Source organism: Streptomyces sp. 7N604 (assembly GCF_052245475.1).
In the GTDB taxonomy this organism is placed as follows: domain Bacteria; phylum Actinomycetota; class Actinomycetes; order Streptomycetales; family Streptomycetaceae; genus Streptomyces.
Genome location: NZ_JBQQBX010000011.1, coordinates 176,580 through 199,275 on the forward strand (window position 1 = coordinate 176,580; position 22,696 = coordinate 199,275).

The following is a 22,696-nucleotide window of genomic DNA, read 5'->3' on the forward strand; positions in this document are numbered from 1 at the left end:
CCCATCCAACCCCATCCACCCGTGCCGCTACGGCGGCCCACCCTGGGAGGTCCCCACCATCACCCCCGACGTAACGTCGGCGGACAGGCGCGCCGCACTCGACCGCGCGGCGCGCCTGCGCCAACTCACCGAGGTCGACCAGGACCTGATACGCCGGGCCAACGATCCGCAATTCGGCCGCTGGCTGGAGCAGATCACCGCCACCGGCGGCTGCGCCCACCCCATCCACCTGACCGGCTCCACCACCGTCTACGACGCCGCCACCGGCACCGTGCTCCACCACTACGACACCTCCGCCGAACCCGGGGAACGGCTCCTGGTCCGCTGCCGCAACCGCCGCGCCACCGTGTGCCCGGCCTGCTCACGCCTCCACGCGGGCGACACCTACCACCTCGTCCGCGCCGGACTCACCGGCGGCAAGAACGTCCCCACCGACGTGCGCGACAGACCCCGGCTGTTCGTCACCCTGACGGCGCCCTCGTTCGGGCCCGTGCACCACGCTGCGGACGGCGAACGCTGCCGCCCTCGACGCGCGGCAGGCGAGTGCGAACACGGGCGTCCGCTCGGCTGCTCGGTCATCCACACCGAGGCCGATCCGGTCGTCGGCCAGCCGCTGTGCCCCGACTGCTACAACTATGCCGGGCACGTTCTCTGGCACGCGCACGCCGGACGGCTGTGGAAAGCCTTCACCGACAACCTCTACAACCACCTCGCCGCACGCACCGGACACACCCGAACCGGCCTGCGCCGCACCGTGCGCATCTCCTACGCCAAAGTCGCTGAGTACCAGAGCCGCGCGGCCGTCCACGTACATGCCGTCGTACGCCTCGACGGTGCGCGCGGCCCGGTCGATGACCCCCCGGTCTGGGTCGGTGCGGATCTGCTGGCCGACATCGTGCGGACTGCTGCGGCGGCCGTGCGCCTGTGCACCCCCTATAGCAGGGCCCTGGGCGAACACGAACTGACCTGGGGCGCGCAACTCGATGTTCGACCGCTGCGGGCCTTCGGTGGCCCTGACGAGCTGGCCGACGAGGCGGTAGCCGCGTACGTGGCCAAGTACGTCACCAAGGGCGCGGGTGCTGCCGGATCCGCCGGCGGCACCGACCACCGCGTCACCACCACGGACGACATCAACCACGCGCCCGTATCTCCGCACGTCCGAACCCTCATGCACACCTGCTGGCGGCTCGGCAGCCTCCCTGAGCTGGAGCCGCTGCGCCTGCGCGCCTGGGCTCACAGTCTCGGCTACCGCGGCCACATCCTCACCAAGTCGCGCCGGTACTCGACCACGTACACGGCGCTTCGAGCGGAGCGCGCGGCGCACCGACGCCCCGAGGCGATATCCGCCGATGACCTTGGCACGGTCACCGATGCCCACTGGCGCTACGTCGGCTCAGGCCACACCCCGGGCGCAGCACTCATCGCAGCAGGCATCGCCGAAGACCTCGCTCTCAATCGTGAGTTCGCGCGTTACGAAGTGTCGGGTGGCGGTGGTGCCGCATGAGGGGCGGATCAAACCGGCTGCTTACGCCCCCGGAGACGGCTGAGTTCCTGGCGGTGAAGCTCAGCACTCTCTACAGCAACTGGCGCGTGTGGGGCCTCAAGGGGTACCGCGTTGGCAAGCATCTCCGGTTCAGGCAAAGGGACTTGGAGAACTGGATAGAGCGCCAAGTGATCAATGATCGCGTGTAGAATCTTCGTGCTGAGTCAGTGCCGACCGGAGGGGATCAGTTCATGGGTTCTGTCATCAAGCGTTGCGAGTGCCAGGTCACGGCGTGGGACCGTTGCCCGCACCCGTGGCTGGTCCGGTGGCGTGAGCCAGGCGGGCGGTCGGGGCGACAGCGGGAGAAGTCGTTCGAGAGGGGCTCAGCTGGAAAGAGGCTCGCTGAGAAGTTTGAGCGCAAGGTTGAGCGCGAGAAGGACACCGGCTCCTACATCGACCCCAAGCAGTCTCAGCGCACATTCGCAGATGTGTGGCAGGAGTGGTTAAACGCTGGGGCTGATGACAACGCGCTTGCGGAGTCGTCGCGCGTCCAATACCGCAGCATCTACAAGAATCACTTCGCAGAATTCTTCGGGACTCGCGCGATCGGAGCCATAACCGCGAGCGACATCACGCAATGGGAGACCGCCCAGAAGGAGAAGGGTTACAAGCCGTACGGGATTCACACGCGCAAGATCATCCTTGCGTCTGTGTTCAAGTACGCATGGGAGGCGGAGATCATTGCGCGCAACCCGTGTAAGAAGGCGGACCCGCGCAAGCGTAAGGATCCCGCTTACCGGCCCATTGATCCGTCTGAGGTGCCGACTACGGGCGAAGTGGAAGCGATCTTCGAGAGCATCCGGCCTTACTACCGCTCGTCGATCTGGAGCATGGCGGGGTGCGGCCACCGCGTAGGCGAGGCCCTGGCCCTGTGCGAAGCGAAATGGGACCAGGAAACAGGGTTCTTCGCGGTGAATGCTCAGCTATCCACCTTCGGCGAGAACGAAGGGGCTGGTCGGAAGACAGCAATTCGCAGTGAAGTCAAGTGGTCGAGAAACGGTCGTCTCGTGCCCGTGCCGGATATCGCGCGTAGCGCGTGGAGTGATCACCTCAGCACGTATGGGACATGGGGTGACGAGGGGTGGTTCTACGAGTCGGAGACCTACGCGGGCCGGTTCCCGGCCCGTACGACCTTCCAAACCCGGTGGAACAAGGCCATCGAAAAGGCTGGGCTGGAAGACCGGAAGCTGACTCCCAAGTCTCTGCGCCACTACTTCGCCTCGGTGGCCATCGGGGCAGGGGTGCCGCTCCCCGAGCTGGCGAAGTGGATGGGCCACGCGAGCAGCAAGACAACTGAGCATGTCTATGTGCATCTGCTGCCAGGGGCGGAGGAGCGGATCAAAGGGGCTGTGGCGCTGGCCGTGGCGACTGATCTTTCGGAAGCTCTCGCGCGGGTGCACGTTGAGCCTCTCCGAGCCCTCAGCCAGGGCGACTAGCGCTGCGATACAACTCTCTCTGCTTCATCAAGGCGGCTCGCTCCCGCTCGGCGCTCGCGGCCCGGGTCCCCGCCGGGCCCGACGTCGTAGTGCTTTCCCTCTGATATCAGCCGTGATGCAAGCCTGCGATGCGGCCGGTGGATGCATGGCGGGACCGGCAGCACCAGGCTGACGGACGCAGTTGACCCGAGCCGGGCGAGGCACTGGGCCATGCGAGGGCGCACACGACTGCCAACGCTGACAACCGTTGACAGCTGCAGGTCACAGCTACTTGACAAGGTGCAAGCGGGGACGCTTTGCGTCCGTCGGGTGACCCTCGCCAGCCTTAGCTGTTACAACGAGACCAAAGACCCAGCTATTCAATTCCTTCAAAGTGCTATCCAGCTCGTTAGCGACTTGACGAGAAGTGACGCCTTGATCTCTCAAGAATCCAAATACCTTCTGCAGTAGGGTGGAGGATTCGTGCGGCCCTCCATCAGGCTCTCCCATGCGATAGCCAAGCCGACCCAGCTCAATTACGGTCTGCCGGTATTGCCATTCACTTAGCCTGCCTAGAGAATGCAAACGGTAAGTGAGTGCCAGAGCCGAAACATTCCAATATTTCTTGGTTCTAATGATCTGGTCAGTGGTTGGATTATCTGGCACGCGAGCAGCCAGACTACGCCTAGGCATAAGGAGATTGGAGGCGAACTCATCCGCCTCTTTCTCCGCAGCCCTCGTGCGGACGCCGGCGTCGTCATCAAAATGCATCACGAGGTGCCCTAGCTCATGTGCCACATCGAAACGACTACGAGCGGCAGATTTGAGCGTGTTGAGGAAAATGAAGGGTCGACCATCACGCCAGAAAGAGAAGGCATCCACTTCGGGATATTCTGGCGCCAGGGAAAATACCCTTACCCCGTGCGCCTCAACGAGGTGCACCATGTTCTTTATGGGCGTGTCCTCACCCAGGCGCCATGCTGAGCGTAGATAGTCCACGGCCAGCGCCGGAGTCATCTTCCTGCCCGGGGTGGGCATGTCGACATCAGGAAGCTTGAACCTTCGATCCATCCAATGACTAAGCTCTACCGCAAGCCTAGATTCAGATAGAGCGGCCTCTCGGGTAGACGCGGCAAGCTTGCTTCTTGCACGGAAATTGACAGATCTGATGTCAATTTCGTCAATTTCTGCCGCACTGAAAAAGGATACGGGAAACTCTAGCTCATCTGCAATCTTATGCAAAGTCACAGTGGAAGGCTGCTGCCGCGCGCGCTCATAATTAGAGATACTTTGGCTGCTCACTCCAACTCGGTCACCCAGCTCAACAAGGGTCATTCCTCGACGCTTGCGAGCCAGAGTCAACCGGGATGGAGTGAACATAGCCTCATCTTCCTTGTTTGGCCGATCCACCTAGCGCGGTTCGACCGGCACAACGACGTCGGGCGGCCCGAATCCGTCATTCGGGTCATCCCCATTGATTTCGAACTCTCCGCCACCGACCGAGTAGAACTCCTGCGGCGTGATTCGGGCATACCAGTCCTTCACGTACCCCTTGACGTTCAGCCGCTCGGGGAGAGAAACCTCATGCCGAATCTCCTGTTGCTGCTGGTCAAAGTAGACCAGCAGCAACCAGATGTTGTAACCCGCCAGCTCGTCAGTCGGCAGTTCGTCCACCTGGAAGGCGGAGCGCTCAAGCAACTCGATCTGCCCCGGGGATACATTCCTACCTACCAGCTTCCTGGTCAGCTCCCCCTTCGGGTAGCGAGAGCTTGGCTGCTGCCGGCCGGACCGGATACCGGTCATGGCGTTGCCGCTCGTCACACCGAGGGCCACTCGGGTGCTGGGGTTCAGCATGATGGGAAGCACGCCTGCAAGATCGACACGATCCCAGCCCTCATCCGTAAGCTGCTTGCTGAGACTGGTGACCAGTCCGTTGTAGGCATATATACCGGGCGCGATGCGAGCGGCATGCTTCTTCGAGCAGAGGCTGCGTTCGGTGTTGCTCGCCCCCAGCCCCTGCTTGATGGTCTCTGATCGGAGACCAAGCCGCGACAGCTCCGCCTCGTACCGACTCGGCTCGTACGCCGATTCCAGACTGGTCATCCTGCCTCCAGGGGCGCTTATGGATGCGGGCCCTCGAATGAGGGGCCGAAACTATAAGTTAGCGTACATGCCCCCTCCGACAACGTGCGGCGACTCGACATCCTCGAATGCCCGTTTGATTTGGCAGGCTAGCCCGGCCCGCTCGTATCGAACGCATGGGCGAGACTCTACTGGTTAGCGGTGAGCCGACGGCGGTGCACCTGCACCGCGCCCGCTTCCGTCTCAAGGCGGGCCACGGGTCGGGGGCTCGTCTGGGGCGGTGCCTTCGTGCTGATCCTCGCCGAGAGGCGTACTGAGCTGGTGCTGACTCAAGCCGCAGTGATCAAGAATATTGCCTGGTGACTGCGCTTCTGGTCTTTAACGTGGAGTTCTATACCGGCGTCGGGACCACCCTCGCGATGCCCGTCATGCTGCCGCCCGTCCCCAACGTCGTGGACCTCAGCCGGAAGAAGGTCCTCGTCGCCGACGACGTCGCCGACACGGGCAAGACCCTCAAGCTCGTGCACGACTTCTGTGCGGGGCACGTCGCGGACGTGCGGTGCGCGGTGATCTACGAGAAGCCGAGTTCGCTCGTGAAGTGCGAGTACGTCTGGAGGAGGACGGACCGCTGGGTCGACTTCCCGTGGTCGGTCGAGCCGCCTGTCGTTCGGCGTGAGGGGCAGATTCTCGACGCCTGAACTCCGGGAGCCGGCCGGAGGCAACGCGAGCAAGCTGCGGCGGCGTACCGCACATGCGGGAAGGCCCCCGGCCGTGTCGGGGGGGCCGTCCGCGTACGCGCCCGTACGCGCTCCCCGCTACAGGTTGCCGAGCTTGATCAGGATCAGGAGGGCGATCAGCTGGATGGACGACGCGCCCAGCGCCTTCGGCCACGGCAGGTCGTGCGACTTGCTCACCATCGAGGTGAAGAGCGCGGCCGCCGCCAGCCAGGTCGCCCAGCCCAGCATCTGCACGAAGGAGCTGCTCCCGCCCAGGAACAGGGCGAAGAGCAGCCGTGGCGCATCGGTGATCGACATGATCAGCATGGAGAGGCCGACTGTCGGCTGCCAGGTGCCGTCGCCGCCCAGCTGCCGGGCCAGCGTGTGGGTCACCGTGCCCATCAGCAGACCGCTGATCATCATGGCGACACCGGTTCCGACGACCGCCGGGATGCTGCTGGAGAGCGTGGTGTTGAGGGCGTTCTCGCGGAATTCGTCGAAGCCGAAGAGAGCGACCATGCCGTAGAGGAAGGTGACGATGAGCGCCGGGCCCCACACCGCGTAGTCCCGCATCTGCATGAAGGTGGGGCCGGGGCGCAGCACGATGCCGCTCAGCAGCTGCTTCCAGTGCAGGCGGGGGCCGGCGGGCGGGGCCGTGGCGTGGCCGGCGCGGTACGTGCCGACGTGGTCGCCGCCGTCGCCGTAACCGTCGCCGTACGGGTCGTAGCCGCCGCCCCGGCCGTACGCGTCCGGGGCCTCGCCGATGCTGAACGCCTGGGTGTGGCCCGGGTTGTTGGCGTACGGGTCGTGGCCGGGGCCCGCGTGTCCGGCGTACGGGTCGTAGCCCTGGTCCGGGGCGCCGAAGTACTCCGGCTCGTCCCGGCCGCCGCCGTGTCCCCGTTGTCCGCCATGTCCGCCTTGTCCGCGCTGTCCGCCTGGCCCGGCGCCGCGCGACCACTGCTGAGCGTGCGGGGGTGCGGGCTGCCCCCCGTACTGCTGACCGTACGGCTGCTGCCCCTGCTGCTGCGCGGAGTTCCGGCCGCGTCCCATCCTGAATCGAGCCACCATTCGAACGTACCTGGTCGCGCGGATCGCCGCGGCCGGGCCGAAGGATCGGGCCCGGGTTTGCTGCCGAGCTGTGACATCCCCTAGGGGGACCCTGAGGGGATAACCGCAGCTCGGCAGGGGGGCGCAAGTGAGACCCGCGCCGACCCACGGCCGTCAGCCCTCAGCCGTCAGCGCTCAGCCGTCAGCCGTCAGCCGTCGGCTCAGTGGCTCGGCGGCCCGCCCGCCGGCCCCGGCCCCGGCCCCGACCCGTCCCACCCTGACCCCGCCCGGTCCCCGCCCCGCCGTAACGGAGCCGGAACCGGCCGCTGAGTGGCGTCAGTTGGCGAAGTTCCAGCCGTACCCCGGCGAGCCCGCCGTCGAGACGCCGACGGCCGACGGGGAGAGGGAGACCGCGCCCGTCGTGCCGATGCCGGTGCCGTCGGACAGCAGCCCCGTGACGGAGCCGTTGCCGCCGTTCTCGCCCCCGGCGCCGACGGTCAGGTCCGCCTTCCCGTCGCCGTTGACGTCGGCGAGCTGGACGTCGCTGCCGAAGAGGTCCTCGGCCTCGTTGGAGCCGGGCACGCCCGCGGTGTCCTGGCTGAAGAACTGGCTGCCCGCGCTTGGGTCGAGGCCGGCGGCGGACCCGTAGACGACAGTGACGGCACCGGTGTACGCGATCCCGTCGAGGCTCTCGCCGTACGCGCCGATGGCCAGGTCCAGGTGACCGTCCCCGTTGATGTCGCCGAGGCTCAGCTCGTTCCCGAAGCTGTCCTCCGTCTCGGAGGAGCCCGGAACGCCTTCGGTGTTCTGGGTGATCGTGGTCTGCTCGCCGCTCGGGCCGGAGGCCGATCCGTGGACGACGTTGACCTTGCCGCCCGTGGACGAGCCGGGGACCTCGGAGTCCCAGCTCATGCCGATGACGATGTCGCCGTAGCCGTCGCTGTCGGTGTCGCCGATGGCGGTGATGATGCCCGCGGGGAGCTTGACCGCGCCGGAGGCGTCGAGGCCGGAGGCGGAGCCGGGGACGTAGTAGTTGGCGTTCCAGTGGTTCTCGCCGCTGGGCTCCGCCTCGTAGCCGTCCACGACGAGGTCCGCGGTCAGGTCGCCGTTGACGTCGCCGGAGGTGAGATTGAGCGGGCCGGTGTCGCCGCCGCCGAGGATCGCGGGGGTGACGGTGTAACGGCCGCCGGTGGTACCGGACTTGGCGAAGCCGCCCCGGTAGATCTGGAGGGTGGCGGAGGACGAGCCGATGGCCAGGTCGGCCTTGCCGTCGCCGTTGAAGTCGGCGGCCTCCAGGCCGCGGCCGAACCGGTCGTGCTGGGTGGGCGTCGGGTCGGGGACCGTCGTGCCGCCTGACAGGCCGGCGGCCGAGCCCCAGAGGATGACGACCGTGCCGCCGTCGGTGTCGCCGTTGACGTCCTCGCCGGCCGCGCCGGTAGCGATGTCGGCATAGCCGTCGGCGTTGAAGTCGCCGTACGCGGTGTCGGCGCCGAAGTAGTCGCCCGCCTCCGCGGTGCCGGGCACGCCGGTGCTGTTCTGGCTGATGACGGTGCGCTTGGCGGCGCTGAGGCCGGTGGCGGAGCCGTACTGGACGATGAGCTGGCCCGCCTGGGACCTGCCGCCGACGGAGGCGCCGGCCGCCGAGACGGCGACGTCCCGGTAGCCGTCGCCGTTGAAGTCGCCGTGCAGGCCGGACGGCGCGGCGGCCGCCACACCCGCGGTGACCGTCAGCAGGCCGCCGGTGAGGGCCGTCGCGGTGGCCGTGGCCAGAGCGGCGGTGCGGAAACGCTTGTGCATGCGGAGTTCTCCTGGGCATGCGGGGATGCACACAGGCATCCCGGAGACAATGGGGCGCCAATCCGCTGCGTTCGCCCGGAGTTAATCCGAGGTTGGGTCGCGGTTGGCGATCAGGAGACCGCGGCCGAGGGCCAAGGGTTGTACGGAACGGACGACTTTTTACGTGACCCTGCCGGCGGTCAGTCGCTCAGCACCGAGCCGAACTTGCAGTCCGCGAAGGTGAAGCCGAAGGACGGTGCGCTGAAGGACGTCGCGTTGCTCGCCGTCAGCCCGGCCGCCGAGCCGCGCAGCACCCACACCGCCCCGTCCTCGTACCCGCCGGGCGTCACGTCCTCGCCGGACCCGCTGATCGCCACGTCCGCCTTGCCGTTCCCGTTGACGTCCGCGGTGTGCAGCGCGCTGCCGAAGTGGTCACCCGCCTCGGCCGCGCCCGGCACCCCGGCCGTGGCCTGGTGGAAGGACTGCGCCCCGGCGGTCGTGAGCCCGTCCGCACCGCCCTTCAGCAGCACCACGTTCCCGGCGTTCCGCACGCCGCTCACGTCCTCGTACGGTGCGCCGGCCGCCACGTCCGCGTAGCCGTCCCCCGTCACGTCGCCGACCGCCACCGCCGCGCCGAAGTTGTCGGCGAGCTCGTTGTCGCCGGGGACGCCCGGGGTGCCCTGGTGGTACGTGACGGGGGTGCGGCCGGCGGCTGGGCCGCCGGGGCCGCCGTACCGTACGGTGACCGAACCCGCGCCGCCCGACGGGTCCGGGACGTCGTCCGCGAGCCGGCTGCCCTGGCCGGTGACCAGGTCCGCGTAGCCGTCCCGGTCGATGTCGCCCGCGGCCGCCGTGCCGCCGGTCGCGGTCCTGCCGGGCGCCAGGTCCTTGTTGTACGCCACGCCGCCGGGCCCGCCCGTGTAGTAGCCGAGCCAGCTGCCGGACCCCGACGGGGAGGAGTCCGTGCCGTGCACCACCAGATCCGCGCCGTCCGTGTCGCTGAAGTCCCCCGCGATCACGTCGTCCGGGGTCACGGTCGCCCCGCCGAATCCGCCCTCGGCCTCCAGGGCGCGGGAGGGCGCGGTACGCGTGAAGCCGTCGGCGAACCACCACAGCCAGGTGCCGCTGACGACGGCGAGGTTCGCTCCCCCGTCCCCGTCGAGGTCCGCCACCGCCACGCCTCGTGAGACTTCGGCCGCACCGGGCACGCCCGGAGAGTTCTGGGTGATGGTGACGGAACGGGAGGGCGAGACGCCGGAGGTCGAGCCGTACGTCACGACGACGTGCCCGGCGCGGGCCTTGCCGTCCACCGGCGCCTTTGGGGTTGCGGTGACGAGGTCGCGTATGCCGTCACCGTTGAAGTCGTCGCGGCGGGCGGCGGGGGCACTGGGAGCGGCGGTAGCCGTGGGGCTGACGAGCAGGGCGAGGCCGGTGGCGGCGATGACCGCCGTGGCGATGGCCAAGGTGCGTACGCGCACGGGGACTCCTGGGGAGGGGGACGGAACGCGGCGTTCCGTGGGTGTGACCCGTGAGGCGTACGAAGGGTTGTGGGGGGATGGCGCGGAGGTGGATTCGATTCGGCGCGGTCGGCGTCGAAGTCGCCCGCTGCGGAAGGGGGTTCGGGGTGGCGGACCCGCGAACCGACCGCTCAGCGGACCGTCGAACCCGCCATGTAGTTGGGCCAGGTGTGCTGCGGCGGCAGGTAGGAGGCGACCATCTCGTCCGGGATGGTGGACGGCGCCTCCCACCCGGAGGGCGTGACGCCGTTCCCGTACGTGTCGTACGAGCCGCCGGACGTTCCGTTCCCGTCGCGGCGGTGGCGGCCCGCCCGGTCCTCGGCGCCGGCGGCCGGCTGCGCGGAGGTCAGGCGCCCCTCGGCGGACAGCTGCTGGACCCGGGTGACCAGGCGGGCGAGGTCGAGGCCGAACTCGTCCGCCAGCACCCGCAGATCGATGCCGGACTGCCAGCTGTCGATGAGGACGAGGTCCATGGCCGAGGTCCACGCCGTCTCGCGCACCACCGGGATCTCGGCGGTCGACGCCATGGGCGACTCGGGGGCGGCGGACGCCTGGACGTCGAAGTGACCGGAGGCCTGGTGGGCGTACTGCTGGTACGCGGTCTGGTGCTGCGGCTGTTGGTGCTGGGTTTGGTGGTGCTGGGTTTGGTGGTGCTGCTGGTGGTGCTGCTGGTGGTGTGACTGGTGCTGCGGGGCATGGGCGGGGGGCGGCGGCGCGGCCGACGCCTGGGGCGATGCCGGTGCGGAGTGGGCGCCGTGGGAAGTGTGGGAGGTGTGAGCGGCGTGCGCTCCGTGCGCGGTCTCGTGCGCCGGGGCGGGCACGCTCTCCGCCGGCCCGGCCGCCGCGGCGGCGGCCAGGACGTCCTCGGCCATGCGCCGTGCGTCCTCCTTGCCGACGGTGCGGCGCGCAACGCGGACCTCGCGTTCGCTCAGCCCGAGCAGATCCGCGACTGCGCTGTCACTGCCGACGGTCACGGCGAAGGCGGCGAGCAGGCGCGATCGGTGCGCCTGCGTCTCGTCCAGCGCACTCTGCGCCGAGCGCACGTGCTCATCGCTGAGGCAGAACGCCTCTGCCAGGACGGTGTTCCGGTTCCACAACTGCCGCGGCTCCATGCCGGAACCAACGCCCGGGAGGAACTCAGGAAATCACCAGGACGGCGGCAACTACCCAAAGGGACGATTCTTCGCACTGGCGGCACTAAGGACATAAGGATGGTCGGATATTTCCCCCGCATGGCGTGCGGGTCGTACATGCGAGCCCGGAGGCGTGTCGCACGCGCGCGGTGCGGGTGGTGGCCGGGCGCGCCGTCTGTTGCCTGGGCCCAGCGCATTGTTCTGCCCTGCGTCGCAGCCGGTCCACGGCAGGTCATGTCCGGTGGAGTGCGTCCGACCCGGCTCGCCAGGCATGGCGCCCGGGCCACCCGCACGCCCGTTCAGGGACGAAGGCTCGGCGCGATCCCCCCGCATGGCGTGCGGGTCGTACATGCGAGCCCGGAGGCGTGTCGCACCTGTGCGGTACGTGCGGTGGCCAGGCGGCGCCTGCTGCCTCGGTCACGGCGTGTCCTGCCGCGCGTCGCAGCCGGTCCGCACCCGGTCATGTCCGGTGGATCGCGTTGACGCCGCTCGCCGGGCCCGCCGAGTCGGGCGACCCGCACGCCCCGGAAGGTTTGGCGCGAAGCGCCGAGTCAGGGGCATGCGGGCGTCGCGGCTGGGAGAAGCCCGGTCGCAGGCGTCTTGATTCGCCGGAAGGGCCTCAGTCGTCGATTGCCGCGCCGAAGCGCGCGTCCGCGGACGGGGCGCCCAGTGAGCGGCCGCCGTATGTCCACGAGCCGGAGGCCGTCACGCCGCCCGAGCCCGCCGAGAAGACCCACATCACACCGTCCTCGGTGTTCTCGCCGGGGGCAGAGGCGAGCAGGCCGAACCTGCCGTCCCCGTTCGGGTCCACGAGGCGGACCTGGCCGCCGAAGCGGTCCGCCTTCTCGGCCGTTCCCGGCACCGCCGCGGTGTTCTGGTTGAACTCCTTGACCTTCGCCGTCGTCAGGCCGCCGCCCGAGCCGCGCAGCACCCAGACCGCGCCCGCGTCGGCGATCGTGCCGATGTCCTCGCCCGCGGCCCCGATGGCCAGGTCGGCGTACCCGTCGCCGTCCGTGTCGCCCAGCGACAGGTCGGTGCCCCAGCCGTCACCGCGCTCGGCCGCGCCCGGCACGCCCGCGGAGTCCTGGGTCCACCACTGCGGCGGGCTGCCGGGCCCCTCGGTGCCCGCGGGCCCTTCCGCGCCGCCGTAATAGACGCCGATGAGGCCGCCGGTCAGCGCATCTCCGCCGTCGTCGGGGCTGGTCGGCTCTCCGGTGACCAGGTCGTCGTAGCCGTCGGCGTTGATGTCGCCGGAGGCGGCGACGGGGCCGCCGCGCAGGTCGCGGCCGTAGACCAGGCCGTCCTGCTGCCCCGCGAAGAAGACGGACCAGCCGTGGCCCGACTCCTCGCCCGCGCTCACGCCGGACACGACGAGGTCGGCGTAGCCGTTGTCGTCGTAGTCGCCGGTGGTGAGCGACTTCGGCACGATCTCCTGGCCTTCCTCAGCCTGCTGGCCCTCCTCGGCCATCGTCGACCGGCCGGTGTCGCGGAGGGTCGCCCGCTCCCCGGCCCCGGTCGCCTTGCGGGCCGCACCCGGCTGCGGGGCGGGCTCGAAGCCGTACAGCTCCAGGTCGTCGCGGTCGAGTACGGCCAGCAGGTCGCCCGGTGTCTCGCCGGTGAAGTGAGCCGCGGCCAGGCCCGTGCCGAAGTTCTGCCCGGCCGCGGGCGCGGCGGACTCCAGCCACTGGGCGGCTGCCCCGCTCAGCCCCTGCGGCGAGCCCCACAGGATGACGATGCCGCCCGCGTCGGCCACGGCGCCGATGTCCTCGCCCGGGATTCCGACGATCGCGTCGTCGTAGCCGTCCCCGTCGAGGTCGCCGGAGGCCAGGGCCCTGCCGAAGGCGTCGCCCGCCTCGGCCGCGCCCGGGACGCCCGCGGTGTCCTGATGGATGACAGCGCGGCTCCTTGTGATGAGGAACGCCGGGCTGGTGCGGGGGGCCGGAAAGGGCCCGTCCTAACCGGTGCCTGTTGGACGGCGGATGAGGCGGAAGGGTTGTAAAGGGCGTAAGCGGCTGTAAGCCCTGTGAGGACCGTGACGGATGAGTCCTGCGACAGGGCTGTGGCGCAGCGAGCGGCGGTACGGGTGCGGCTGCCGGGCCCGTACGTCCAGCTGCCGCGCTCCGTACGTGAGGCCGCCGGGACCGTACGGCCCGATGCGCGGAGACCGTGCGGCCCGATGCCGGGGCGATGGCGCGATGCCCGGGGGCGCACGGCCGGACGCCTTGCAGCACACCAGTCGCCCACTGGCGGCGGGCAGTGCTAGAAAGGGGGACATGGCCGGTCCTTTCGGCCGATCCTGGGTCTCGTCGGTCCGCTCGTCGCTCGCCGCCCGGCGGCGCCCAAGTCGTCGGCGCGAGCGCGCGCGCTCCGTGCTGAGCGGACGCACCGTCGCCGGCCAGGTCTTCATCCTGCAGGTCGTGCTGGTGGTGCTCCTGGTCGCCGGTGCCGTCGTGGCGCTCGTGCTGCAGTCCAGGAGCGACAGTGACCGGGAGGCCCGCCACCGCTCGGTGGCCGTCGCGGAGGCCTTCGCGCGCTCCCCGGAACTCGAGGAAGTCCTGAGCGGCCCCGACCCGAGCGCCGTGCTGCAGCCGATCACCGAGCAGACCCGGAGGGCGGCCGGTGTCGACTTCATTGTCGTCATGGACACGAAGGGAACCCGGTACACCCACCCCCTCCCCGACCGGATCGGGAAGAGGTTCGTCGGCACCATCGAGCCGTCGCTGGCCGGACGCGTCCTCGTCGAGAGCGTCGACGGCCCGCTCGGCGAGGAGGTGCAGGCCGTCGTCCCCGTGAGGGGCGAGAACGGCAAGGTCGTGGGCCTGGTCTCGGCCGGACTCAAGGTCGCGAACGTGACCGGCCAGCTCAACCGGCACCTGCCGGTGATCCTCGGCAGCGGCGCGGCGGCACTCGCCCTCGGCGCGGTCAGCACGGCGCTCATCACGCGGCGGCTGCGCCGTCAGACGCACGGCCTGGACCCGGCCGAGATGTTCCGGATGTACGAGCACCACGACGCGGTCCTGCACGCCGTACGCGAGGGTGTGCTGATCGTGGGCGGCGACGGTCGGCTGGTGCTCGCCAACGACGAGGCGCGGCGGCTGCTCGACCTGCCTCCGGACGCGGAGGGGCGGCATGCCAACGACCTCGGCCTCGATCCCCGTACGGCCCAGCTGCTGGCGTCGGGGCGGGTCGCCTCGGACGAGGTGCACCTGTCGGGCGACCGGCTGCTGGCCGTGAACCTCCGGCCGACGGACCAGGCAGGCGGGCCGCCGGGCAGCGTGGCGACGCTGCGCGACACCACCGAGCTGCGGGCACTCTCCGGCCGCGCCGACGTCGCGCGCAAGCGCCTGAAGCTGCTGTACGACGCGGGGGTGCGGATCGGCACGACGCTGGATGTGGCGCGGACGGCCGAGGAGCTGGCCGAGTTCGCCGTTCCCCGCTTCGCGGACTACGTGACCATCGACCTGACCGAGCCCGTGCTGCGCGGCGAGGAGTCCATGGCCCCGCGCTCGGGACCCCACCCCATGCGCCGCACGGCGCTCAGCGGTATCCGCGAAGACCCTCCGTTCTACCCGCTCGGGCAGCTGATCACCTTCGTCCCCAGCACACCGCAGGGCGCGGGCTTCGCCACTGGCCAGACAGTGGTCGAGGCGGACATGACCGCATTCAGCGGGTGGCAGACGCAGGACCCCAGCCGGGCGCGGAAGATCGTCGAGTTCGGGATCCACTCGATGATGGCGGTCCCGCTGCGCGCCCGGGGCGACATTCTGGGCATGGCCACGTTCTGGCGCTCGGTGAAGCCCGACCCCTTCGACGAGGAGGACCTGTCCCTCGCCGAGGAGCTGACTGCCCGCGCCGCGCTGTGCATCGACAACGCCCGGCGGTACACGCGCGAGCACACCATGGCGGTGACGCTGCAGCGCAGCCTGCTGCCGCGGATCCTTCCCGAGCAGAGCGCGCTGGACGTCGCGTACCGCTATCTGCCGGCGCAGGCGGGCGTGGGCGGCGACTGGTTCGACGTCATCCCGCTGCCGGGCGCGCGGGTGGCGCTGGTGGTGGGCGACGTGGTCGGTCACGGGCTGCACGCCGCGGCGACGATGGGCCGCCTGCGGACCGCGGTGCACAACTTCTCCACCCTCGACCTGCCGCCCGACGAGCTGCTCTGGCACCTCGACGAGCTGGTCGCCCGTATCGACCAGGGCGAGGCGTCCCACGACGGCGGCACCGTGCCGATCACCGGGGCCACCTGCCTGTACGCGATCTACGACCCGGGCTCCCAGCGCTGCACGATGGCCAGGGCCGGTCACCCGGAACCGGCGGTCGTCCACCCCGACGGCAGCGTGGAGTTCACCGAGCTGCCCACCAGCCCACCGCTCGGGCTCGGCGGCCTGCCCTTCGAGACGGCGGAGCTGCAGCTGCCCGAGGGCAGCCGTCTCGTCCTCTACACGGACGGGCTCGTCGAGAACCGCGACCGGGACTTCGACGAGGGCCTGACGCTGCTGCACCGCGCCCTGGAGACCCACCCGGACCGTACGCCGGAGGAGACCTGCGAGGCGGTGCTCGACGTGCTGATGCCGGAGCGGCCGAGCGACGACATCGCGCTGCTCGTGGCCCGTACGCGGGTGCTGAAGGGCGCGCGGATCGCCCAGTGGGACGTGCCGTCCGATCCGTCGGCCGTTGCGCGGGTGCGCGCCGCGGTGGCGGAGAAGCTGGACGAGTGGGATCTGGGCGACGTGGCCTTCACGACCGAGCTCATCATCAGCGAGCTGATCACCAACGCCATCCGCTACGCGAGCGCGCCGATCCGGCTGCGGCTGGTCCGCGACCGGATGCTCATCTGCGAGGTCTCCGACGGCAGCAGCACGTCGCCGCACCTGCGGCGGGCCGCGACGACGGACGAGGGCGGCCGCGGGCTGTTCCTGGTCGCGCAGTTCGCGGAGCGCTGGGGGACGCGGTACACGGCCGAGGGGAAGGTCATCTGGACCGAGCAGCCGCTGCCGCAATCGGCCGTGAACGCCTGAGCAGCCGCTGCCGTCCTCGGCAGCGGCTGCTCAGGCTCGCTCATCCGGGGCCGCGCGTACGGTTCCGCTCGTACGGTCGGCCCGTACAGCTCACTTCACCGGCTGGGGCTCCGGCTCCTCGGCCGTCTCGCCGTCCCCCTCCGGCTCTGCCGGGGTCTTCACGGAGTCCAGCAGCAGCTGGGCCACGTCCACGACCTGGAGGTCCTCCTTGGCCTTCCCGTCGTTCTTCTTGCCGTTGACCGAGTCGGTCAGCATGACCAGGCAGAACGGGCAGGCGGTCGAGACGATGTCCGGGTTGAGGGACAGCGCCTCGTCCACACGCTCGGTGTTGATGCGCTTGCCGATCCGCTCTTCCATCCACATCCGCGCACCGCCGGCGCCGCAGCAGAAGCCGCGCTCCTTGTGCCGGTGCATCTCCTCGTTCCGCAGGCCAGGCACCTTGGCGATGATCTCGCGCGGCGGCGTGTAGACCTTGTTGTGGCGGCCCAGGTAGCAGGGGTCGTGGTACGTGATGAGGCCCTCGACCGGGGTGACCGGGATCAGCTTGCCGTCGTCGACGAGGTGCTGGAGCAGCTGGGTGTGGTGGATGACCTCGTACTCGCCGCCCAGCTGCGGGTACTCGTTGGCGATCGTGTTGAAGCAGTGCGGGCAGGTCGCGACGATCTTCTTCTTGGACTTCTCGACGACGACACCCTCGTCCGCGTCCTCGCCGAAGGCCATGTTCAGCATCTCGACGTTCTGCTGGCCGAGCTGCTGGAAGAGGAACTCGTTGCCCAGGCGGCGGGCCGAGTCACCGGTGCACGCCTCGTCGCCGCCCATGATCGCGAACTTGACGCCCGCGATGTGCAGCAGCTCCGCGAAGGCCTTGGTGGTTTTCTTGGCCCGGTCCTCCAGTGCGCCCGCGCAGCCGACCCAGTAGAGGTAGTCGACCTCGGTCAGGTCCTCGATGTCCTTGCCGACGACCGGGACCTCGAAGCCGACCTCCTTGGTCCACTCCAGCCGCTGCTTCTTGGCCAGACCCCAGGGGTTGCCCTTCTTCTCCAGGTTCTTGAGCATCGTGCCCGCCTCGGAGGGGAAGCTGGACTCGATCATGACCTGGTAGCGCCGCATGTCGACGATGTGGTCGACGTGCTCGATGTCCACCGGGCACTGCTCGACGCAGGCGCCGCAGGTGGTGCAGGACCACAGCACGTCCGGGTCGATGACGCCGTTCTCCTCCAGCGTCCCGATCAGCGGCCGCTCGGCCTCGGCGAGGGCGGCGGCGGGTACGTCCTTCAGCTGCTCCTCGGTCGCCTTTTCCTCGCCCTCCATGTCCTTGCCGCCGCCCGCGAGCAGATACGGGGCCTTGGCGTGCGCGTGGTCGCGCAGCGACATGATCAGCAGCTTGGGGGAGAGGGGCTTGCCGGTGTTCCAGGCGGGGCACTGCGACTGGCAGCGGCCGCACTCGGTGCAGGTGGAGAAGTCGAGGATGCCCTTCCAGGAGAAGTGCTCGACCTGCGAGACGCCGAACTGGTCGTCCTCGCCCGGGTCTTCGAAGTCGATCGGCTTGCCGCCGGAGACCATCGGCTGGAGCGCGCCGAGCGCGACATCGCCGTCCGCCTCGCGCTTGAACCAGATGTTGGGGAAAGCCAGGAAGCGGTGCCAGGCCACGCCCATGTTGGTGTTGAGCGAGACAGTGATCATCCAGATCATGGTCGTGCCGAGCTTGATCATCGCGAAGAGATAGACGAGGTTCTGCAGCGTGGAGAGGCTCAGCCCGTCGAGGGCCGCGGTGATCGGGTACGACACGAAGTACGCGGCTTCGTAGTGGTCGACGCCGTGCAGCGCGCCTTCGAGGGCGCGCAGCATCAGGATGGCGAGGCCGATCAGGAAGATGACGTACTCGACGAAGTACGCCTGCCATGCGGTCGAGCCTGCGAAGCGCGACTTGCGGCCGGCCCGCGAGGGCAGGTTGAGCAGCCGGATCACCATGAGTGTGCCGATGCCGAGCGTCGTCATCGCCCCGATGAACTCGATGTAGAGCTCGTAGGGGAGGAAACCTCCGATGAGCGGCAGCGTCCAGTCCGCCTCGAAGAGCTGTCCGTACGCGGTGAGGATCGTCGGCGGCAGCGTGAGGAAGCCAATCGCCACGAACCAGTGGGCGATGCCGACGATGCCCCACTTGTTCATGCGGGTGTGCCCGAGGAACTCCCTCACCAGCGTCACGCTGCGCTGGTACGGGTTGTCGGTCCGGCTGCCCGCCGGGACCGGCTGGCCGAGCTTGAAGAAGCGCACGAACTGCGCGACGGCGCGGCCGAGCAGGGCAACGCCGACTGCCGTGAGGACCAGCGACACGATGATCGCGGCGAGTTGCATGGGAGGGCTCCTCGGGCCTGCGAGAGCGAGATTACTAAGCGGTAACTTATCTCTAGTCTGCCTGACATTACCCAGGATCGCAGGCCTCCTGAAGTCGCCCGGCCGGTGATCTGTGTCGCCCAGGCAACCCTTCCCCTTCATCCCCCGTCTCGCTTGACAGAGCACTGACAGAACCCAGGGCACAAGACTTGAGTAAGCTCGACTCAGGTCTGTTGACAGGTAAATGGGGATCATGCACGCTTGAGCCTGTTCGGCTCAAGTCAGCAGTCAGCTGGAGGAAAGTAACCATGGCACGTGCGGTCGGCATCGACCTGGGCACGACGAACTCCGTCGTCAGTGTTCTCGAAGGCGGTGAGCCCACCGTCATCACCAACGCCGAGGGCGCCAGGACCACGCCGTCCGTCGTGGCCTTCGCCAAGAACGGCGAGGTGCTGGTCGGCGAGGTGGCCAAGCGCCAGGCTGTCACCAATGTGGACAGGACGATCCGTTCGGTCAAGCGCCACATGGGCACCGACTGGAAGATCAACCTGGACGGCAAGGACTTCAACCCCCAGCAGATCTCCGCGTTCGTCCTGCAGAAGCTGAAGCGGGACGCCGAGTCGTACCTGGGCGAGAAGGTCACCGACGCGGTGATCACCGTTCCGGCGTACTTCAACGACCACGAGCGCCAGGCCACCAAGGAGGCCGGCGAGATCGCGGGCCTGAATGTGCTGCGGATCGTGAACGAGCCGACCGCGGCCGCGCTCGCGTACGGCCTGGAGAAGGAAGACCAGACCATCCTGGTCTTCGACCTCGGCGGTGGCACCTTCGACGTCTCGCTCCTGGAGATCGGCGACGGGGTGGTGGAGGTCAAGGCCACCAACGGCGACAACCACCTCGGTGGTGACGACTGGGACCAGCGCATCGTCGACTACCTGGTCAAGCAGTTCGCGAACGGCCACGGCGTGGACCTGTCCAAGGACAAGATGGCCCTCCAGCGCCTCCGTGAGGCCGCGGAGAAGGCCAAGATCGAGCTGTCCTCGTCCACCGAGACCACGATCAACCTGCCCTACATCACGGCGTCCGCCGAGGGCCCGCTGCACCTGGACGAGAAGCTCACCCGCGCTCAGTTCCAGCAGCTGACCACCGACCTGCTCGAGCGCTGCAAGACCCCGTTCCACAACGTCATCAAGGACGCCGGCATCCAGCTGTCCGAGATCGACCACGTGGTCCTGGTCGGCGGCTCGACCCGTATGCCGGCCGTCGCCGAGCTCGTCAAGGAGCTGACCGGCGGCAAGGAGGCCAACAAGGGCGTCAACCCGGACGAGGTCGTCGCCATCGGCGCCTCGCTCCAGGCCGGTGTCCTCAAGGGCGAGGTCAAGGACGTCCTGCTGCTGGACGTCACCCCGCTGTCCCTCGGTATCGAGACCAAGGGCGGCATCATGACCAAGCTGATCGAGCGCAACACGACCATTCCGACCAAGCGCTCTGAGATCTTCACGACGGCCGAGGACAACCAGCCGTCCGTGCAGATCCAGGTCTACCAGGGCGAGCGGGAGATCGCGGCGTACAACAAGAAGCTCGGGATGTTCGAGCTGACCGGCCTGCCGCCCGCCCCGCGCGGTGTCCCGCAGATCGAGGTCACCTTCGACATCGACGCCAACGGCATCATGCACGTGGCCGCGAAGGACCTCGGCACGGGCAAGGAGCAGAAGATGACCGTCACCGGCGGCTCCGCGCTGCCGAAGGACGACATCGACCGCATGATGCGCGAGGCCGAGCAGTACGCGGAGGAGGACCACAAGCGCCGCGAGGCCGCCGAGACCCGCAACCAGGCCGAGCAGCTCGTCTACCAGACCGAGAAGTTCCTCAAGGACAATGAGGACAAGGTCCCGGGCGACGTGAAGACCGAGGTCGAGGAGGCCGTCGGCGAGCTGAAGGAGAAGCTCAAGGGCGACGACACCGCCGAGATCCGCACCGCGACCGAGAAGGTCGCCGCCGTCAGCCAGAAGCTGGGCCAGGCGATGTACGCCAACGCCCAGGCCGAGGGCGCGGGCGCGGCCGGGGCCGGTGCGGGCGCCGCGGGTCCTGACGGCGCGAAGCCCGAGGACGACGTGGTGGACGCCGAGATCGTGGACGACGAGAAGCCGAAGGATGGTGCCGCGTGACGGAGGAGACCCCGGGCTTCGAAGAGCGGCCCGACGTCCCTCCCTCCTCGCCCCCCTTCGGCGAGGAGGGGCCCACCTCGCCTGCCCAGGGTCCGGGCCGCCAGGGTCCGGACGAGGCAGCGAAGGCCAACGGGTCCGCCGAGCAGGCGGGCCCGGCGGGCCGGGCCGGGGACGAGCTGCAGACAGTGGGCCTGCAGGCACAGCTGGACCAGGTGCGCACGGCGCTGAACGAGCGTACGGCCGACCTCCAGCGGCTCCAGGCCGAGTACCAGAACTACCGCCGCCGGGTCGAGCGGGACCGGATCACGGTCAAGGAGATCGCCATCGCGAACCTCCTGACCGAACTGCTTCCGGTGCTCGACGACATCGGACGCGCGCGGGAACACGGTGAGCTGGTCGGCGGGTTCAAGTCCGTCGCCGAGTCGCTGGAGACCATCGCCGCCAAGATGGGCCTCCAGCAGTTCGGCAAGGAGGGCGAGCCCTTCGACCCGCTGGTCCATGAGGCGCTGATGCACAGTTATGCGCCGGACGTCACGGAGACCACGTGCGTGTCCATCCTGCAGCCGGGGTATCGCATCGGCGAACGGACGATCCGCCCCGCGCGGGTCGCGGTCGCCGAGCCGCAGCCCGGCGCGCAGCCCAAGGGCGGTGCGGCCGGTGGTGCGGAAGGTGACGACCGGGCGCCGGACGAGGAGAGCGGTGGCCCGGACGAGGGCTGACGCAGCAGCTGGTGTGAGAGCGGGAGAGGAGGGACGTCGGGGATGAGCCTGAGCAGGGACTTGCTGGAAAAGGACCTCTACAAGGTCCTCGGCGTCCCCAAGGACGCAACCGAGGCGGAGATCAAGAAGGCGTACCGGAAGCTCGCCCGCGAGTACCATCCGGACGCCAACAAGGGCGACGCCAGGGCCGAGGAGCGCTTCAAGGAGATCTCCGAGGCCAATGACGTGCTGGCCGACCCCAAGCGCCGCAAGGAGTACGACGAGGCGCGCGCGCTGTTCGGGAACGGCGGCTTCCGCCCCGGCCCCGGCGCGGGCGGCCCCGGCGGCTTCAACTTCGACCTGGGCGACCTCTTCGGGGGCACTCCCCAGGGCGGGGCAGGCGGCGCGGGCGGCTTCGGCGGCGGTCTCGGTGACGTCTTCGGCGGGCTGTTCAACCGCGGCGGTCCCGGGACCCGTACCCAGCCGCGGCGCGGCCAGGACATCGAGTCCGAGGTCACGCTGAGCTTCACCGAGGCGGTGGACGGGGCCACGGTCCCGCTGCGGATGTCCAGCTCGGCGGCGTGCAAGGCCTGCTCGGGCACCGGCGACAAAAACGGTACGCCTCGGGTGTGCCCGACCTGCGTGGGCACCGGCCAGGTCTCGCGCGGCGGCGGTGGCGGCTTCTCGCTCACCGACCCCTGCGTGGAGTGCAAGGGCCGCGGGCTGATCGCCCAGGACCCGTGCGAGGTCTGCAAGGGCAGCGGGCGGGCCACCAGCTCCCGCACCATGCAGGTCCGGATCCCGGCGGGCGTCGCGGACGGCCAGCGGATCCGGCTGCGCGGCAAGGGCGCGCCGGGCGAGCGCGGCGGCCCCAACGGCGATCTGTACGTGGTCGTGAACGTCGACCCGCACCCGGTGTTCGGGCGCAGGGGCGACAACCTCACCGTCACCGTGCCCGTCACGTATCCGGAGGCGGCGCTCGGCGGCGAGATCAAGGTACCCACCCTCGGTGGGCCGCCGGTGACGCTCAGGCTGCCGCCCGGCACGCCGAACGGGCGGACGATGCGCGCCCGCGGCAAGGGCGCGGTGCGCAAGGACGGCACCCGCGGCGACCTGCTGGTCACCGTCGAGGTGGCCGTTCCCAAGGACCTCGGCGAGAAGGCGAAGGAAGCCCTGGAGGCGTTCGCCGAGGCCACCGCGGGTCACGACCCGCGGGCGGAGCTGTTCCAGGCCGCGAAGGGAGCATGAG

The 22,696-nt window shown here is 69.3% G+C and carries 14 protein-coding genes and 2 pseudogenes; 8 read left to right on the top strand and 8 right to left on the bottom strand.

The features are described 5' to 3' along the window. Positions 1 to 115 precede the first annotated feature (115 nt). From ACTWP8_RS14515 to ACTWP8_RS14525, 3 genes are read left to right on the top strand one after another with little or no spacing between them, the layout of a single operon-like run. Positions 116 to 1,504, top strand: a complete 1,389-nt coding sequence (locus ACTWP8_RS14515; protein ID WP_443322583.1) for a replication initiator — start codon at positions 116 to 118, stop codon at positions 1,502 to 1,504. Beyond that, a complete protein-coding gene (locus ACTWP8_RS14520) occupies positions 1,501 to 1,692 on the top strand; it encodes a helix-turn-helix domain-containing protein (RefSeq protein WP_443322552.1) in 192 nt (63 codons plus the stop codon). Before ACTWP8_RS14515 ends, ACTWP8_RS14520 begins: the two co-directional genes overlap by 4 nt. Before the next feature lie 42 nt (positions 1,693 to 1,734). Next, positions 1,735 to 2,979: a tyrosine-type recombinase/integrase gene (locus ACTWP8_RS14525; RefSeq protein WP_443322553.1), complete on the top strand. Its 1,245-nt coding sequence runs from the start codon at positions 1,735 to 1,737 to the stop codon at positions 2,977 to 2,979. Positions 2,980 to 3,246: 267 nt separating this feature from the next. Here the strand turns inward: ACTWP8_RS14525 and ACTWP8_RS14530 are convergent, their stop codons facing one another. Further along, positions 3,247 to 4,338, bottom strand: a complete 1,092-nt coding sequence (locus tag ACTWP8_RS14530; protein ID WP_443322554.1) for a helix-turn-helix domain-containing protein — start codon at positions 4,336 to 4,338, stop codon at positions 3,247 to 3,249. A gap of 30 nt (positions 4,339 to 4,368) precedes the next feature. Beyond that, positions 4,369 to 5,061 carry a hypothetical protein gene (locus ACTWP8_RS14535; RefSeq protein ID WP_443322555.1) on the bottom strand — a complete coding sequence of 231 codons (693 nt, stop codon included), beginning with the start codon at positions 5,059 to 5,061 and terminating at the stop codon, positions 4,369 to 4,371. 359 nt (positions 5,062 to 5,420) lie between these two features. Between ACTWP8_RS14535 and ACTWP8_RS14540 the strand changes: the two are divergent. Continuing rightward, positions 5,421 to 5,738: pseudogene (locus ACTWP8_RS14540) on the top strand (phosphoribosyltransferase); the annotation flags it as partial. 117 nt (positions 5,739 to 5,855) lie between these two features. On the opposite strand, the gene ACTWP8_RS14545 reads toward ACTWP8_RS14540, so the two are convergent. From ACTWP8_RS14545 to ACTWP8_RS14565, 5 genes and pseudogenes are all read right to left on the bottom strand, one after another. After that, a complete protein-coding gene (locus ACTWP8_RS14545; protein ID WP_443322556.1) occupies positions 5,856 to 6,821 on the bottom strand; it encodes a Yip1 family protein in 966 nt (321 codons plus the stop codon). Between the two features lie 318 nt (positions 6,822 to 7,139). Then, positions 7,140 to 8,600: an FG-GAP and VCBS repeat-containing protein gene (locus ACTWP8_RS14550; protein WP_443322557.1), complete on the bottom strand. Its 1,461-nt coding sequence runs from the start codon at positions 8,598 to 8,600 to the stop codon at positions 7,140 to 7,142. Between the two features lie 179 nt (positions 8,601 to 8,779). Beyond that, a complete protein-coding gene (locus ACTWP8_RS14555) occupies positions 8,780 to 10,057 on the bottom strand; it encodes an FG-GAP repeat protein (RefSeq protein WP_443322558.1) in 1,278 nt (425 codons plus the stop codon). A gap of 170 nt (positions 10,058 to 10,227) precedes the next feature. Then, positions 10,228 to 11,208: a hypothetical protein gene (locus ACTWP8_RS14560; RefSeq protein WP_443322559.1), complete on the bottom strand. Its 981-nt coding sequence runs from the start codon at positions 11,206 to 11,208 to the stop codon at positions 10,228 to 10,230. A 640-nt stretch (positions 11,209 to 11,848) separates the two neighbouring features. Beyond that, positions 11,849 to 13,138: pseudogene (locus ACTWP8_RS14565) on the bottom strand (FG-GAP repeat protein); the annotation flags it as partial. 364 nt (positions 13,139 to 13,502) lie between these two features. On the opposite strand from ACTWP8_RS14565, the gene ACTWP8_RS14570 reads away from it, so the two are divergent. Continuing rightward, positions 13,503 to 16,247, top strand: coding sequence for a SpoIIE family protein phosphatase (locus ACTWP8_RS14570; protein ID WP_443322560.1), 2,745 nt, complete (start codon positions 13,503 to 13,505; stop codon positions 16,245 to 16,247). A gap of 90 nt (positions 16,248 to 16,337) precedes the next feature. Here ACTWP8_RS14570 and ACTWP8_RS14575 read toward each other — a convergent pair whose 3' ends face one another. Beyond that, on the bottom strand, positions 16,338 to 18,602 hold the full coding sequence (locus ACTWP8_RS14575) for a heterodisulfide reductase-related iron-sulfur binding cluster (RefSeq protein WP_443322561.1): 2,265 nt from the start codon (positions 18,600 to 18,602) through the stop codon (positions 16,338 to 16,340). A gap of 287 nt (positions 18,603 to 18,889) precedes the next feature. On the opposite strand from ACTWP8_RS14575, the gene dnaK reads away from it, so the two are divergent. From dnaK to dnaJ, 3 genes are read left to right on the top strand one after another with little or no spacing between them, the layout of a single operon-like run. Beyond that, on the top strand, positions 18,890 to 20,749 hold the full coding sequence (dnaK, locus tag ACTWP8_RS14580) for a molecular chaperone DnaK (protein ID WP_443322562.1): 1,860 nt from the start codon (positions 18,890 to 18,892) through the stop codon (positions 20,747 to 20,749). Then, on the top strand, positions 20,746 to 21,468 hold the full coding sequence (gene grpE / locus ACTWP8_RS14585) for a nucleotide exchange factor GrpE (RefSeq protein ID WP_443322563.1): 723 nt from the start codon (positions 20,746 to 20,748) through the stop codon (positions 21,466 to 21,468). The genes dnaK and grpE overlap by 4 nt, the downstream gene beginning before the upstream one ends. A gap of 42 nt (positions 21,469 to 21,510) precedes the next feature. Further along, positions 21,511 to 22,695, top strand: coding sequence for a molecular chaperone DnaJ (dnaJ, locus tag ACTWP8_RS14590; RefSeq protein ID WP_443322564.1), 1,185 nt, complete (start codon positions 21,511 to 21,513; stop codon positions 22,693 to 22,695). Position 22,696 lies beyond the last annotated feature (1 nt).